The organism is Chitinophaga arvensicola, assembly GCF_900110835.1.
In the GTDB taxonomy this organism is placed as follows: Bacteria; Bacteroidota; Bacteroidia; order Chitinophagales; family Chitinophagaceae; genus Chitinophaga; species Chitinophaga arvensicola.
In genome coordinates this window covers 2,619,014-2,635,864 of the sequence record NZ_FOJG01000002.1, presented here as the reverse complement: position 1 = coordinate 2,635,864, position 16,851 = coordinate 2,619,014, and the positions used below count along the sequence as shown (strand labels likewise).

11 protein-coding genes are annotated in these 16,851 nt (G+C 46.7%); 8 read left to right on the top strand and 3 right to left on the bottom strand.

Annotated elements, in window-relative coordinates:
* Window positions 1–9: 9 nt before the first annotated feature.
* Genes BMW79_RS27970 through BMW79_RS27955 form a run of 4 tightly spaced genes read left to right on the top strand, consistent with a single transcriptional unit; the run spans window position 10 to window position 9,137 of the window.
* On the top strand, window positions 10–1,716 hold the full coding sequence (locus BMW79_RS27970; protein ID WP_089901060.1) for a RagB/SusD family nutrient uptake outer membrane protein: 1,707 nt from the start codon (window positions 10–12) through the stop codon (window positions 1,714–1,716).
* Between the two features lie 36 nt (window positions 1,717–1,752).
* Window positions 1,753–4,815 (top strand): SusC/RagA family TonB-linked outer membrane protein, encoded by a 3,063-nt coding sequence (locus BMW79_RS27965; RefSeq protein WP_089901057.1) that lies wholly within the window; start codon window positions 1,753–1,755, stop codon window positions 4,813–4,815.
* A gap of 8 nt (window positions 4,816–4,823) precedes the next feature.
* Window positions 4,824–6,227, top strand: coding sequence for a DUF5005 domain-containing protein (locus tag BMW79_RS27960; RefSeq protein ID WP_089901054.1), 1,404 nt, complete (start codon window positions 4,824–4,826; stop codon window positions 6,225–6,227).
* A 6-nt stretch (window positions 6,228–6,233) separates the two neighbouring features.
* Window positions 6,234–9,137, top strand: coding sequence for a discoidin domain-containing protein (locus BMW79_RS27955; protein WP_089901050.1), 2,904 nt, complete (start codon window positions 6,234–6,236; stop codon window positions 9,135–9,137).
* A 56-nt stretch (window positions 9,138–9,193) separates the two neighbouring features.
* Here BMW79_RS27955 and BMW79_RS27950 read toward each other — a convergent pair whose 3' ends face one another.
* A complete protein-coding gene (locus BMW79_RS27950; RefSeq protein WP_089901047.1) occupies window positions 9,194–11,566 on the bottom strand; it encodes an ABC transporter permease in 2,373 nt (790 codons plus the stop codon).
* A gap of 368 nt (window positions 11,567–11,934) precedes the next feature.
* Here BMW79_RS27950 and BMW79_RS27945 point away from each other — a divergent pair, with 368 nt between their 5' ends.
* Window positions 11,935–12,936, top strand: coding sequence for an HTH domain-containing protein (locus tag BMW79_RS27945; RefSeq protein ID WP_218150466.1), 1,002 nt, complete (start codon window positions 11,935–11,937; stop codon window positions 12,934–12,936).
* A gap of 35 nt (window positions 12,937–12,971) precedes the next feature.
* Here BMW79_RS27945 and BMW79_RS27940 read toward each other — a convergent pair whose 3' ends face one another.
* Complete coding sequence (locus tag BMW79_RS27940; RefSeq protein ID WP_089904347.1) at window positions 12,972–13,349, bottom strand: 5-carboxymethyl-2-hydroxymuconate Delta-isomerase; 378 nt, start codon at window positions 13,347–13,349, stop codon at window positions 12,972–12,974.
* Window positions 13,350–13,493: 144 nt separating this feature from the next.
* Here BMW79_RS27940 and BMW79_RS27935 point away from each other — a divergent pair, with 144 nt between their 5' ends.
* The 3 genes from BMW79_RS27935 to BMW79_RS27925 all read left to right on the top strand — a co-directional run bounded on the left by BMW79_RS27935 (window position 13,494) and on the right by BMW79_RS27925 (window position 16,435).
* On the top strand, window positions 13,494–14,516 hold the full coding sequence (locus BMW79_RS27935; RefSeq protein ID WP_089901044.1) for an SDR family NAD(P)-dependent oxidoreductase: 1,023 nt from the start codon (window positions 13,494–13,496) through the stop codon (window positions 14,514–14,516).
* A 72-nt stretch (window positions 14,517–14,588) separates the two neighbouring features.
* Complete coding sequence (locus BMW79_RS27930) at window positions 14,589–15,416, top strand: helix-turn-helix domain-containing protein (RefSeq protein ID WP_089901041.1); 828 nt, start codon at window positions 14,589–14,591, stop codon at window positions 15,414–15,416.
* A 32-nt stretch (window positions 15,417–15,448) separates the two neighbouring features.
* Window positions 15,449–16,435 (top strand): SUMF1/EgtB/PvdO family nonheme iron enzyme, encoded by a 987-nt coding sequence (locus BMW79_RS27925; protein WP_089901038.1) that lies wholly within the window; start codon window positions 15,449–15,451, stop codon window positions 16,433–16,435.
* 51 nt (window positions 16,436–16,486) lie between these two features.
* On the opposite strand, the gene BMW79_RS27920 is transcribed toward BMW79_RS27925, so the two are convergent.
* The gene (locus BMW79_RS27920) at window positions 16,487–16,822 is read right to left on the bottom strand and encodes a DHCW motif cupin fold protein (RefSeq protein WP_089904344.1); all 336 of its coding nucleotides are present in this window, start codon (window positions 16,820–16,822) and stop codon (window positions 16,487–16,489) included.
* Between the last annotated feature and the right edge of the window lie 29 nt (window positions 16,823–16,851).

Here is a 16,851-nt window from a genome sequence, read left to right as displayed (position 1 = left end):
CATCGCATCATGAAACATTTCCGCATATTGTTTTTCTTAGCCGGCTGCATGACCGTGATCATCAGCTGCCGGAAAGACTATGAAGTTATTCCGCTTGAAAAAGTAACCATTGAATATGTATTCGATCAGGATGATTCATTGGGTACTTACGCCAATAAATTTCTCAATAACATTTACGCAAAATTACCCGGTGGTTATAACCGTGTGGGCGGCGATCTGCTGGATGCCGCATCAGATGATGCTATCTCCGGCCTCGTGGGTACTTCTGCCGTATCGCAACTGGCTACCGGCGCCTATTCTTCCTACGCTACTATCGGCGACGAATCGCCCTGGAACAGTTGCTACAGTGCGATCCGCGCTGCCAGCCTTTTTGTATCCAATATTGATGTGTCGCCTGTAAAGGAAAAACTACCCAACGGGGCATCTATTCGTTACGCCTGGAAAGCAGAAGCGCGTTTTATCAGGGCGCTGTTCTATTTCGAACTGCTGAAACGTTACGGCGGTGTTCCGCTGATGGGAGATAAGGTAAGGGAATTGGGAGATGATGTTCAAATCCCCCGTAGCTCTTTTGCAGATTGTGTTTCGTATATCGTGAAAGAATGCGATGCTATCAAAGATAGTCTGCGTCCCAATCCTGTAGCCGCGCCGGAACTGAACAGTCATCGCGCTACCAGAGGCGCTGCCCTGGCCCTGAAAGCACGGGTGTTGTTATATGCAGCCAGTCCTTTGTTCAACGGACAGAACATCGACGCCAACAATGCACTCACAGGTTACGCCAGCTACGATAAATCGCGCTGGCAACTGGCAGCTACGGCGGCCCGCGACCTGATCAATGAAAAAACATTCGGGTTGCTTTCCAATTTCAAGGATGTATTTATTACCCAGAACAATAAGGAAGTTATTTTCTTCCGCCAGGGTGGGAATAACACCGATATAGAAAGCACCAATGGCCCTGTAGGTTTTGCACAGGTAGCAAGAGGCCGTACCAATCCTACGCAGGAACTGGTAGATGCTTTTCCCACTAATACGGGGGTACCTATAACAGATGCGACTTCTGGTTATAATTCCAATGATCCTTATGCCCGCCGCGATCCACGTCTCGCCATGAGTATCCTCTATAATGGATCACACTGGCTGAATACGGATCTACAAACGTTTCAGGGTGGCCAGCACCGCCCGGGTGGTGCTGAACCAGGCACGCAGACATCTTACTATATGCGCAAGTTCATGGGCAACTTTGAAAATGCCACGCAGTATAGCAATACCAGCCACGACTGGATCATACTCCGGTACACAGAAGTACTGCTCAATTTTGCGGAAGCAGAAAACGAAGCTAACGGCCCTACGGCGGAAGTGTACCAGGTACTCAAAGACCTGCGCGCACGTGCAGGCATTGCAGCTGGTAGTAACGGTATGTATGGTCTCCGGGAAAATATGAATACGGATGATATGCGCAGTGTAATACGCAACGAAAGGAGAATAGAACTGGCTTTTGAAGAACATCGTTTCTGGGATATCCGCCGCTGGAAGATAGCGCAGCAGGTATATGCAAAAGCATTGCATGGTATGAGTATCATCAAAGACGGACCAGCCTTTAATTACAACGTGGTGGAGGTATTTAAGCCGGTCTTTATGGCCCCCAAAATGTATCTCTATCCCATTCCCTATGACGAAGTGGTGAAGAATGATAACATGCGTCAGAACCCGGGCTGGTAAAGTCATATTCCTTACAAGAAATTTAACTGACTGAAGATGAAAAATAGTATACTGTTTCTCCTGCTGCTGCTGGCTGCTCCGTTTCTCGCTACGGCACAGCAAAGAATCATAAGCGGTACGGTAAAAGATATGAACGGCGTATTGCCGGGTGCTTCCGTTTCGGAAAAAGGCATGCCCACCAATGGTGTGATCGCCGATGCCAACGGTCGCTTTAAACTCACGCTGAAAGGCCGCTCCAATACACTGCTCATAAAGCTGATCGGATTCTCCGGGCAGGAAGTAGATGTGGCCGGCCGCGATGCCATCGATGTGGTATTGCAATCCTCCACCCAGGGTATCGATGAAGTGGTAGTGGTTGGGTTCAATACTGCCAAACGTATCACCAGCACCGGCGCCGTGAGTGCGATCACCGGCGCTGAAATAAGGAACGTACCTACTGCCAACGTGCAGAATGCGCTGATGGGGAAACTTCCCGGATTCGTATCGCAGCAACGTTCCGGTCAGCCGGGAAAAGATGCGTCCGATTTCTTTATCCGTGGGGTGAGCTCTCTCAACAGCGATGGCAATAAACCACTGATCATTGTGGATGATATTGAATATTCCTATGATCAGCTGCAACAGATCAATGTAAACGAAATTGAAAGTATCTCCATCCTGAAAGATGCCTCCACCACGGCAATATATGGAATCAAAGGTGCCAACGGTGTACTGGTAGTGGCTACGCGCCGGGGTAAAGTGGGACTGCCGCAGGTGAATGTACGCATGGAATCAGGACAGCAGGCACCAGTGAAAACACCGAGGTTCTTAAACTCCTACGACGCTGCTACACTGGTGAATGAGGCATATAAAAACGACGGACTGGCACCGAAATTCTCCGCACAGGACCTCGATTTATTTAAAAGTGGTGCTGATCCTTACGGGCATCCGGATATCAACTGGTATGACGCTGTATTCAAAAAATTTGCTTACCAGGCCAATACCAACGTAGACGTGTCTGGTGGCACAGAAGCCGTGAAATACTTTATCTCCGGTGGTTTCCTTACACAGAACGGGCTGGTGAAAGATTTCTCCGATCCGAGGAATGAAGTCAATACCAACTACTTCTTCCGCCGCTATAATTTCCGCTCCAACCTGGATATGCGTGCTACCAAAACGTTGACCATGCGGCTCAATCTCACCACCCGCTTCGGTGATATTAACCAGCCTAAGTCGGCCAACGTGGTATCAGAGGTGTATAACTTCGAAAAGATACATCCGTATTCTGCACCTATGATGAATCCTAACGGAAGTTATGCTTATGCGGTGGATACAAAAGACGCATTGCCTACGCTCAACGCGCGCCTGGCAAACGGTGGCTACAGCCGTACCAAAAGAACCGATTTTGATGTGCTTTATGATGTGACGCAGCAACTCGATTTCCTGACCAAAGGCCTCTCGCTGACAGGTCGTGTGGCGTACGGCGGCATTGAACAATATGCCAGGAACCTGTTTCGCGAAGCCGAACCCCCTTCTTATTATTATAACCCGGCAGACGGATCGTACACGCTCGATCCCCGTGGCAATTATCGCCTACAGGCGTACCGGGTTACAGGCAATACCGATCTCTATAGCCGGAACGTGAATACACAAGCCTTCCTTAGCTATAACCGGATTTTTGGGGATCATGCTTTCAATGCACTCGCGCTGTATAACAGGCAAAGCTATACGTCGAAAGCAGATATCCCTGCCAATTTCAGGGGCTTCTCTTTCAAGGCAGGTTATAACTACAAACAGAAATACCTGTTCGATTTCAACGGCGCCTACAATGGCTCCGACAGGTTCCAGGCAGCCAAACGTAACGGCTTCTTCCCTGCAGTGGGTGTGGGCTGGAGCATTTCCGAAGAACCATTCTTTAAAAATAATATTCCGGCTATCAGTCTCCTGAAACTGCGTGGCTCCTACGGTGTAGTCGGTTCCGACGTTACCAACGGTAACCGGTACCTGTACCGCCAGGAGTATCTCAATGGCGGTGATTATTCTTTCGGGGAGAATGATACCAAAAGCGGTTCTATCTATGAAGGCGAATTGGGCAACATGAACGTAACCTGGGAGAAAGCAAAGAAGGCCGACATCGGTATTGATATGAACCTCTTTAAAGACAAGCTATCCTTAACAGTAGATTATTTTCATGATATCCGCTTCGATCAGCTTGTACGCAAAGGTTCGGTACCCGGTATGATAGGTATTGGTTTCAGTCCGACAAACGTAGCCAGAACCAGCAACCAGGGCTTCGACGGACAAATCAACTACCGGGGAAATATCCGCCGGGTGAACTTTAACACGAGCCTCGTATTCCAGTATTTTAAAAATAAAGTACTGTTTAAAGATGAAGCACAACCCGCTTACCCATGGTTACGGGAAACGGGACTACCGATCGATCAGCCATTCGGATACACGTTTATCGGGTACTATACTCCGGAAGATGTGCAGAAAATCAAAGCTAATACACATGACAAGCCGGCCACACCACTCAGTGAATATCCCATCCAGGCGGGCGATCTCAAATACAAAGACATCAATGGTGATGGCGTGATTGATAATAACGATATGGGCCCTATCGGTAAACCCAACCTGGCCAGCACGGTATTGGGCCTTACCCTTGGCGCCAATTACAAAGGCTTCAGTATTAACCTGCTGTTCCAGGGCTCTTTCGGGTATAGCTTCAGTGTGGTGGGTACGGGTATCGAAACATTCCAGAGCCAGTTCCAGCCGATCCATCAGCAACGCTGGACACCTGAAAACGCTGCTAATGCACAGTTCCCCCGCCTGACCAGCAATCCTACCACGGTGAACAGTGCGCGTACCTATATGTCGGATTTCTGGCTGATAGATGCAAGATATGTGCGTCTGAAAACGGTGGATCTGGGTTATCAATTGCCCAGTCGCTGGTTGCCCGGTAAGTTAAACAACGCGCGTGTATACATGAGTGCCTATAACCTGTTCACCTGGACCAACTACGATAAATACCAGCAGGATCCTGAAGTAGCCAGTAACTCCGCCGGTGACGCATACATCAACCAGCGTGTGATCAACCTCGGTATTCAAATAGGCTTTAAATAACTATCCTCATGAATAAAATGATACTGCTATTGATGACCGGCGGCATTCTTACGTCCTGCGTAAAGAACCCGCTCCGTGATTATCAGAGCCAGGAACGCGCCATCATTTCCTTCAAACTGCAGGAGGGACAGATAGGAACATCGGAGATTGTGAATGGAGCGGATTCCGCTACGGTTACGTTGTACGTGGAAAATGACCTGGATCTGAGTGCGCTCACGCCCGTAGTAACGGTGTCTAAAAATGCAAAGGTATTGCCGGCGCCAGGTGTAAAAGTAGATTTTGCTACACATGGCAACCGCTATACTTATCGCGTTACTTCCGAGTCGGGCGCTCCGAAATACTGGTATGTACGCCTCCTGAAAAAGAATGAACAACCTGCCGGTCCGCGCCTGCAATTGCTGCAAAGCAATGGCAGGTGGGATCCGCGGGTAACGGTATACAGCGATCTTGATTACAACGATTATCTCACCCGTTACCAGAACTGGAACGGCGGCGATGGCTGCTATTCCGCGTTACTGCCAGATGGCCGTATTGTGTGGTCATTCCAGGATAGTTTCTTCGGACAGGTGAGTACCGATCGTAACCGCACCAATAATGTGTTTGTACGCAATGCGGCGCACCTGCAACTGGATACTTCTTTGCAGAGTTTTGTGCAGCTGAATCCCGGCTTGGGAACACAAAGTCAGACCTGGATCAAATATGGTAATGCTCCCGAAGATGAAGACTGGTACTGGCCTGGTGCCGGACAGGTACACGGAAATAAATTCCAGATGTTGCTCAGTCATGTCAGAAAAACGGGCAGCGGCACCTGGGATTTCCAACATGTAAGCACTGACCTGGCTATCTTCGATCTGCCTTCCATGCAGCTCAGTCAGTTGATAAAAGACAAGGATGTACTCAGTAATTACAGCGCCGGTAGTATGAAAGCGCCTGATGGCTATACGTATTTGTACAGCACAGAAAATGGTTATCTCACGTCTTATATGTATGTAGCCCGCGCTGCCAACCAGGACCTCAGCGGTACCTGGGAATACTATGGTCAGAACGGATGGAGCAATACGCCGGTGAAATATAATGTGTGCAACGACATTACGCAGCCCAACGTTTTTTACAAAGATGGAAAGTATTACCTGGTATCCCAGCAGAACCTTTTCGGGCTGGACATCTATATTCTTGAGTCCAGTACGCCTGTGGGGCCGTGGACGAACAAACGGACGCTCTACCATATCCCGGATCAGTACAGCGGCGATTTTATCAGTTATAATTCATTTGTACATCATGCGCTGAGCAGGGAAGGGGAGTTGGTGATTTCCTACAATATCAACCCTACAGATTTTGCCAGCAACTTTAATCATCCTGGAAGTGCCGACAGGTACCGGCCGTTTTTTGTACGCGTATTCAATTGGAAATAGGAAAACATGTTTAATAGCAAAGGAAGAAAATTGCTGGCCGGGTTGATGCTTGCAGCATTAGCCATCAAAGCACAGGAAAAGGCGATCTCTCTGAACAGCAGTAATACAGCCGTACACTGGAAAATAAAAGCAGCCCCGGCAACGGGGCTGGAGGCGGGTATACACGAGCCCGGTTATAACGACAACAGCTGGGTCAATGGCGTGGTACCCGGCACCGTTTTCGGTGCATTTGTAGAAGCCGGGCTGGAAAAGGATCCTAATTTCGGCGATAATATTTACCAGGTAGATAAAACAAAATACGACCGCGATTTCTGGTACCGTGCCACGTTCACGCCCGTACGTAGTGAAGCCGAAAAGTGGTGGTTGAATTTTGAAGGTGTAAACCGCAAGGCAGAAGTATATCTCAACGGTCAGCGTATAGGCCTGCTCGATGGTTTTATGGACCGGGGTAAATTTGATGTAACCCATATCCTGAGATATGATCAGCCCAATGTGCTGTTATTGCTCGTACACTGGCCCGGTACACCAATTGTAAATTATTCGAGTCCTACCTATATTTCAAGTGCCAGTTGGGACTGGATGCCTTATGTACCCGGTCTCAATATGGGCATTACGGATGATGTGTACCTGAGCAGTTCTGGTCAGGTGACGATCGTGGACCCGTGGATCCGTACCGCATTGACTGATTCCGCACATGCGAAACTCAGTATCAGTATGGACCTGGATAATCATTCGGCTAAAATGCTGGAGGGAGAAGTATCCGGTGTTATTCAACCGGGTAATATCCGTTTTTCAAAAAAGGTGAAGCTATCAGGTGGACAATCGGAACAGGTATCCTTTCAGCCGGAGATCGTGCAGCCCAAATTGTGGTGGCCTAATGGTTATGGTGATCAGCCGTTGTATAGCTGCGAGCTGCAGTTTGTATCCGGCGAAAAAATATCAGACCGTAAACAGGTCACATTCGGTGTAAAACAGTATAGCTATGATACCCTTGGCGGCGTGCTGCACATTAGTGTAAACGGGCGTCGCATATTCATCAAAGGCGGCAACTGGGGCATGTCTGAGTACATGCTGCGTTGCCGTGGTGGTGAATATGATACCAAAGTACGCCTGCACAAGGAAATGAACTTTAACATGATCCGCAACTGGATTGGCAGCACCACCGATGAGGAGTTTTACAACGCCTGTGATAAGTACGGGATGCTGGTATGGGACGACTTCTGGCTTAACTCCCATCCAAATCTGCCAAAAGATGTTTTTGCCTTTAATAAAAATGCAGTGGAGAAAATCAAGCGGCTGCGTAATCATCCCAGTATAGCCGTATGGTGTGGTGATAACGAAGGATATCCTTTGCCACCGCTGAATGGATGGTTGAAAGAAAACGTGGGTACTTATGATGGCAACGATCGCCTGTACCAGGCCAACTCCCATTCAGATGGATTAACCGGCAGCGGTCCCTGGACCAATTTTATGCCTGCCTGGTACTTCACAAAGTATCCTGGTGGTTTTGGTGGCACACCTGGTTGGGGATTGCGCACAGAGATAGGCACCGCGGTATTCACATCTTTCGAAAGCTTTAAAAAATTTATGCCGGACAGCAGCTGGTGGCCGCGTAACAAAATGTGGGATCTCCACTTCTTCGGACCTTCCGCCGCCAACGCGGGCCCCGACCGCTACGATGATGCGATCAATAAAAGCTATGGCGCCGCCACCGGCATCGAAGACTATTGCCGCAAAGCACAGCTGGTAAATATTGAAACCAACAAGGCCCTGTACGAAGGCTGGCTACATCATATGTGGAATGATGCCTCCGGCGTAATGACCTGGATGAGCCAGAGCGCCTATCCCAGCCTGGTATGGCAAACCTATGATTATTACTACGATCTCACAGGTGCTTACTGGGGCGTGAAAAAAGCCTGTGAACCATTGCATATACAGTGGAGCGCAGCAGATAATTCAGTGAAGGTAATTAACACTACTTTGCAACAATACAAAGGTTTACAGGCAGAGGCCATTGTTTACAACATGGATGGCTCACCTGCAACATCTTTCGGCCGGAAAGCTTTCGTGGACGCACCTTCTAATACGGCTACGCCTTGCTTCGACCTAAATTTCAATATCGACAACCTTGCTTTTAAAAAATCGGCGGTGGCATCGTCTTCCTCCGCAGAAAGCGCTGGTGCGGATGCGGTGACTGATGGCAGTACCGGCTCCCGCTGGAGCAGTGAGTACACCGACAACGAATGGGTGTACGTGGACCTTGGCACAGCACAGGAGATCAGCAGTGTGATGCTGCATTGGGAAGATGCTTATGCCCGTGCCTACAGTATCCAGGTATCCGGTGACGCGCAGTCCTGGACGGATGTGTACAACACGGATGTGGGCAAAGGAGGACTGGAAACGGTTACTTTTAAACCCGTGAAAACGCGCTATGTCCGTATGGTGGGCCGCAAACGCGCTACAGAATGGGGCTATTCCCTGTTCGACCTGGAAGTATACGGTAACCGTAGTAAGGCGTTATCTGATGTACAATTTATTCGACTATTGCTTAAGGATGCAAAAGGAAGATTACAATCAGAAAATTTCTATTGGAGAAGCAGTCGCATGACTGATTACACTGCCCTGGAAAAACTGCCTTCTGCCATGCTGAAAACATCTTCCGTATTGAAACAACGGGGCGATAGCACCTGTATTACGGCCACCATCAGGAACCCTGCCGCAACACCAGCCTTTGCGGTGCATGTGCAATTGCTGAGAGCCGATAACAATGAACGTGTGTTGCCAGCGATTATGAATGATAATTATTTTACGTTATTGAAAGGAGAGCAGAAACAGCTTGAGATCACTTTTGAGACCAAATTGTTGAAGGACGCTCAGTATAAACTTATTGTGACGCCATACAATCATTAAATATGGAGAAAGTATTGTGCTGGATTTTTCAGCACAATACTTTCTCAAACCATCTCTTATTCTGCACGCAGGCTCTTTACCGGGTTCATCAACGCAGCGTGAATACTCTGGTAGCTGACTGTTAATAAAGCAATCAGTATAGCGCCCGCACCAACGACAGCAAAGATCCACCAGGGCATACCAGATCTGTATTGATAGTGTTGCAACCAGTTGTTCATCGCATAATAGGCAAAGGGTATCGCGATAAAAAGAGCAATAACAATCAGGATAATAAAGTCTTTGCTCAGCAGCCCCCATAAATTGAATACGGACGCCCCCAGTACTTTCCGCACACCTATTTCCTTAATCCGTTGTTCCGCCATGAAAGTAGCCATGCCAAACAATCCCAGGCAGCTGATAAAAATGGCGAGTATAGAAAAGAAGCTGGCCAGTTTACCGATACGTTCTTCCTCCGCGAATTTCTTTGCATATTCTTCATCTACAAATTTGAAAGAGAAGGGTACAGAAGGAGAGTAGGTTTTACAAATTGATGCAATAGTATTGATAGCATCATGGATACTTTTATCAGGGTTGATCCGGATGTTGACGTAGCCAAACCCATCTCCCGTAATATAAAAAATGGTTTGTTTAACCGGTATGTAAGGCGATTGCATCACCATATCTTTTGTAACACCGATGATGTTTAGCGCTCGTTTGCCTACCCGGATCGTTTGTCCGACCGGGTTTTCAAGTCCCATGTATTTCACTGCCGCTTCGTTCAGGATCACTGCAGTTGAATCTGTCCGGAAGTCCGTGGAGAAATCCCTGCCATCCACAAACTGCCAACCCATGGTTTTGCCAAATTCAGTTGTGACACGGATGTTGGCAAAATCGACCGTCATGCCGGGATCTTTTCCTTTCCAGGTTATATCGTCCCGGGTGTTGTTGATTTCCGTTGCCGGGCTCGAAGAAGCCGCCACTGATGCTACCGCGCCGGACTGCAGCAGATCTGTTTTCAGTGCATGAAAATGATCACCTAAATCATCCGTGATCATCTCGATATGAATCAGGCCATCCCGGCTGTAACCTACCGGTCTGTTTTTGGCAAACTGTATTTGTTTGAAAACGATGATAGTGCCTATAATCAGGACTACAGATACTGTAAACTGTACTACCACCAATACTTTCCGCGGAACAGCCGCAAATCGTCCTGCTTTAAAAGTGCCTTTTAATACTTTTACCGGCTGAAAGGAGGTCAGGTAAAACGCAGGATAACTACCAGCTATTAAACCGGTGAATAAGGTAAAGCCTGCACTTATCATCCAGAAGAGGGGACTAGTCCACAGGATCATTATTTCTTTGTCTGCCACCTGGTTAAAGAAGGGAAGCGCCAGCATCACGAATACAATTGCCAGTACAAATGACAGCACTGCAAAAAGCAACGATTCGCAAAAGAAACGGATGATCAATTGCGATCTGAAAGCACCAATCGCTTTCCGAAGTCCCACTTCTTTTGCTCTTTTTTCACTACGTGCCGTACTGAGATTCATGAAATTGATACAGGCCAGCAGCAATACAAATAAGCCGATGATACCAAACAACCACACGTATTGAATATCGCCGCCAGTATTAATGCCATCCTTAAATTCACTGAACAGGTGCCATTTGCTCATGGGCTGCAGGAAGATAACCGGTTTCAGGCCGGGGAGTTTATTCAGCTTGATATTTTTTATCTTTTGTGAAACAGTGGCCATATCCGTATTCGCAGCCATCTGCACATAGATCAGGAAGGAGTTTTCATTCCAGTTATCCTGCCCCTCCCTGATCCATGGTTCAGATGCTACGTAATAATTCCAGGGCGCAATAAAGGCAACATTCTTTAGGGTAGTATTGCGTGGGAGGTCCTCATACACACCTGTTACTTTTAAACTGCCTTTATTATCCAGTGTGATCAGTTGGTTGATGGGATCTGTGTCGCCAAATAATGATGTCGCTACTTTTTGTGAAATTAGTACCGCAGAAGGATCTGATAATCCATTACGCGTACCTTTCAGCATATGGAGGGTAAACATCTCTGCGGCATCCGGGCTCATAAAGTTACCGGGAAATGATAGCTGCTTATCACCAGTCGTGAGGATATGATCATTGGTCCACGACGACATAACAATATGCCTGAAATCACTTCCGTAGCTATTGCGTAATGCTGCGTCCAGCGGCATCGGTAAAGCTACATCTGTAGTAACCGATCCATTATACACCTGTTGCTGCATCACCTGTGCAATGTCGTTGTAGTGCCGGTGGTATTTATTAAAGGATAATTCATCCCGGATCCATAAGCCAATCAGCATTGCCACCGCCATGCCGATAGATAAACCAGTGATGTTGATAGAGGAATGTATTTTATCCCTGTAGATATTACGCAGGGCGAGCTTTACATAGTTCAGGAACATGCGTTTGGATTTGGATTGCCTGGAACATGCCGCCAGAACGGTGCCGGAATAGTTATCGGGTGTAAGTCAGAGATGTAATACGTGGTGTTTTTTTGTAAGTTGTTCGGATTTGGACAAGGGATGTCCGGTAATACGGAGCAGGAAATTATGGCGCAAGATAAATTTCTTTCAGTGCGCGCAGCTGTATTTATGGTAATAAAAGGTATCGTCTTATGGTACGTTTTAGGATATAGCATTGTATTTTTATTGTCTGCCTGATGATCATAATGTTATTACTATGATCAATTTTACTTATATTTTAGCTATATTTTTGAAAATCCGGTGTTGGATTCAATGGATTTTACCCGGATATTTTTAACTGAGATCCTATGGGAATGACTTTAAATGATGCAATTATTGCATCTCTCGATGAAATTAAGGAGCCTACTACTTATATGCAGGTGTATAAGAAAATCATGGAGAGAAACTACTATGATTTCAGGGGTGGAAAAACGCCCTGGTCTACGGTTTCTGCGTCATTGGGAAACTTCATCCGTAATCGTGACTCCCGCGTGAAAAGGATTCCTCAGAAGGGAGGGAATTTCACCTACTTCCTGTCTAAATATGAAAGTGAGATTAGTATTACTGCCTTGGAAGTAGTGGATAATGTTTCCACCACCGCCCCTGCACAGGTATCCGGTCCGAATCAGGGATTCGACGAAAGAAGTTTACATAAGTTGCTGAGCAGTTTCCTCAAATCAACCGGTGTATTATCTAAGACCATCTTTCATGAGCAATCAAATGCGAAGGATAGTAATCAAAAATGGATTCATCCTGATATGATAGGTATCCGGTTCCTTAATCTGCATACGCAGACAAGCCAGGCATTTCTGAAAGCCATCAATCGGCTGGGAACATTTGAATTGCTGGCATATGAAATAAAAAAGGAAATTAAAACGGACTATGAGCTGAAGAAATGTTTCTTTCAGGCAGTTTCAAATTCAAGTTGGGCGAACTATGGGTACCTGGTAACTTTTGAATTGAATGATGTTTTAATTGATGAAATCAAGCGTTTGAACCAGGCTTTTGGCATTGGCATTATCCGGTTGAGCAGTAACCCGTTTGAGAGTGAGATTGTATTTCCGGCAAAATATAAGGAGCTGGACTTTATAACTATTGATAAGCTCTGCAAAATAAACCCCGATTTTGAGCGTTTCGTGGAACAGGTAGAGAAATACATTACCGCAGATTCCAGGTATATTTCTGCATTGGGAACAGAATTGACAAATTTCTGTGATAGCTTCTTTTCCTCGGAAACAGAATCAGCAACATACTGTAAGCAAAAGAATATTCCTTTAGATAAACTACTGGAAGATAACGGTGTTTTCTGACGCCGGCCTTTATAATGTTCATCCTAAAAACATTGCTAGAAATGCCTGTTCCCTTCGGTATTAAGGGGATCAATCAGTGACCTGTTGCTATAAGTAGCCGGATCAAATTCGCTTACATTCATGGACAGAAACGAAATATCCGGTAACAGCGGCGCCAGTTGCCGGATGACTACCCTGGAAAGGTTGGCCCGTTGTTCGGGCGTCCGTCCACCCATAATACTGGCGAATATGTGCAAGAAGCTGTCTTTCCCTTCTCCTAGTCTGTAATGTTCATAGCTGTTAATCCGGACTTTGATGTCATTCTCCGCAAACAAGCCGGTAGACTCAGCAGCATGGTATACAGTATTCATGATTACATCTGCGGGTTGCTGTTGTAAAATGTTGCGGGAACATTCTATTACGAAGTGAGGCATGTGTTTTTTGCTTGAGTGAAGTACTAAAATTAATTGTTTTGCGCTTATGCCACTCCGCCTTTTAAACAAAGCAATTTCCGCCTGCTGAACAAAACAGCGTGCCTTACCCGCCTGTAATTTTGCTTTATCAAAACAAGGAAACAAATGGAAAATAAAGCAAATAATTATTACGGCGCGCTGCAACAGGCTACCAGTTCAGGTTTCAACGCGGCCACAACAGCTATGGAAGTTGTTAAGGACATTGATCTCCGGGGAAAAACGGCCATCGTAACGGGCGGTTATTCCGGTATCGGCGTGGAAACCGTGAAGGCGCTGGTGGCCGCAGGTGCAGAAGTATTTGTACCAGCCAGGTCCATTGGCAAAGCGGAGGAGAATCTTGCCGGAATACCGGATGTGAGTATATGGGAGATGGATCTGATGGATACTGCCTCCATTAAGGCATTCAGTGATCGTTTCCTCGCCCTGGGCAAGCCCCTGCACTTACTGATCAATAATGCAGGCGTTATGTGGACGCCTCTACGCCGGGATGCCCAAGGTAATGAGTCCCAGTTTTCCACCAATCACCTGGGGCATTTCCAGCTGACTGCCAGGCTGTGGCCGGCGCTCAGACATGCAAATGGCGCGCGGGTGGTCAATGTATCGTCCTGGGGCCATCATATGGCATCGCTGGACCTCGATGATCCCAATTTTGATCATCAGCCTTACGACCCTTCTGTGGCGTATGCACGTGCCAAGGCGGCGAATATCCTGTTTACCGTGGAGTTGGATCAGCGGGCGCAGCATCATGGCGTAAGGGCATATACCTTGCATCCAGGCGCTATTTCAGCTACCGATCTTGCCCGAGAAATGCCTGCAGAAGTACTGGTCGGTTTAGGTGTGTACGATGAAAACGGTGGTATACGTCATGATCCTCACAATGGCTATAAAAGCATGGAAGAAGGTGCTTCAACCACTGTGTGGTGCGCTACCAGTCCAAAGCTGAACAACATAGGTGGTGTTTACTGTGAGGATACGGAAGTGGCGCCAATTGATACTACCTGGAAGGGATTTGATCCTTCAAATTTTGCGTTTACCAAAGGCGTAACCCCGGAGGTGCTGGATCCGGGGAATGCCAAAAAGCTCTGGACGCTTAGTGAGCAACTGACTGGTGTAACATTCGCTATTTAATAAATATTCAAAGGAGCGCACCGGTTGATTGGGAATTTGTGCGTTCCTTTGTCATATCAAAAGCTGTAGACCATGTCTGTATATTGGAATGCGCCGCAGGAAATTATGTTGCCCTGTGAACAGGACAAGTATTTTGAGCGGGAACTGATTTCTGGTGATCACACGTTCGGCCGTCTTATATCCGGCGAGGTGAAAATAATTGTTGCCGATCAGACCTATCTGTTAAAGCCTGGAGATACCTGGTTTTGCCCACGTAACCAGTTGGCAACATTTATCAAATATTCAAAAGATGGTAAACCATACAAATCAGTAACGATCTACCTACGGACGGAAAGGCTGAAGGCTTATTATACCCGTTATCCATTTGAGATGACCCCCGATCAGCATCATGGCATCAGACGTTATGAGAATCATCCGTTGCTGGAGAGTTTTTTCGGCTCTTTGCTTCCCTATTTTGAAATGGAAGAAGGAATTCCACCCGCTATTGTGTCTGTAAAGATAGAAGAAGCCATTACAGTACTACGTACACTAGACCATCGCATAGACCGTTTTCTGGCAAATTTTTCTGAGCCTGGGAAGATTGATCTGGCAGATTTTATGGAGAAGAACTTCATGTTTAACATGCCTCTCCAGAAATTCGCCTATTTTACGGGCCGTAGTCTGACCACCTTTAAAACAGATTTTAAAAAAGCGTTCGATGTTAGTCCGCAACGATGGCTCACGCAAAAACGCCTTGAACTGGCGCATTATCACCTCAGTGAAAGGCATCACCGGCCAGCGGATGTTTACCTGGAAGCAGGATTTGAAAACCTGTCGCATTTCTCTTTTGCTTTCAAAAAACACTTCGGCTATTCGCCGACGGAAGCCACAGGACGTAATCAGCGGCCATCGTTACTTTAAACTTAAAAAAAAGGAAACGTATTTTTGCCATTATGGATGTGACCCGGATTTATCAGCGTAAAGACTGGAATGCGCTATCTGAAAAAGAAGCCACAGCAATACTGACATTTTTAACTGAAACACAATTACCGGAGTTCAGCATCCGGTCTTTTGAGCGATTCAGTAAATTCAATCAGCACACGTTCACTGTGGTGCTGGACTACAAAGGCAGTGAGTTTGTTTTTGTACCCGGAGATACCGTTACACTTGGCCTGAATGAATACCCGATGACCAGCGCCAATAAAGAGCAGCTGGCAGCATTAAACGGAACAACACCAACGGAAACAGATGAATGGCTGCAGGCCCGTCTTTCACCGTTACGAACAGTAACCATTGCGCCAATGATAGTGGAGCGGTATGCGCAAGAGACAGGCTATTTGCCGGTTTCACCGGACGACGGGCGCTTAGTATCAGATAAATATTTTAAACAGGCCCTGAATGATCTCCTGAATTCATCCCGCGAGAAATATGCATATACTGTAAACAATAGTTTTCGTCTGAATAAAGATGGACAGGATATAACAGCATTCCTTTACCAGCCGGCTACTTACGATGAACTGGTAGCCGACGTAGCAAACAACGGCTTCCGGTTGCCGACGGAGGATGAATGGGAGTATCTGTGCGGCGGCGGTTCCCGGACCATCTTTCCCTGGGGGAATGAGATAGACCCCACAAAAAAGTACCGGCATTTCGCAGCAGATCATCACCCAGATGAACCTTTTTTCCTGGATACCTTCAATCACTTCGGCATTGTGATTGCGAATAATCCATATCACTACGAAATCACTATGGATAGTGAATGGTTTTTAAAAGCAGGAGATGGTGGTTGTAATATCTGCGGTGGTAGTGGCCTGGAATTAGGCTACCTGAGTGCAGGTACTTACTACAGGGATCCCTATATATTCGATGAAGAAATGAATTACAAAGAAGAGATCGCAGGGGAATATACTTACAGGAGGCGGCTGAAAAGACTCTTGTAAAGTATTTTTCACAGTGTTTCAGAAGGTAAACCTGAGATAGCATCTGCATAGCTACTTCAAAAAATCTCCGTCAATGATCAGCAGCTTAACCCCCAACTCCGTACTGGAACGATGATTGCTCAGATCATCAGAAACTACGTAGGTCATGCCCTGATCCAAAACAAATTCTTCCCCGTTGTCCAGTTCACTGGTAAAGCTACCTTCCAGGCAATGCACAATATGCCCTTTCTTACACCAATGATCTGCCAGGTAGCCTGGAGAGTAGGTTACTATTCGTATGCGCAAGCCCGCTAATTGAAGTGTTTGCCATAATGCGTTGCCGGTAATGCCAGCATGTGTAGTAGGAGTAATCGTACTCCAGTCAATACACTGGAAGGGATGTTTCATATCGTGAAAATACAAAAATCTACTTGTCA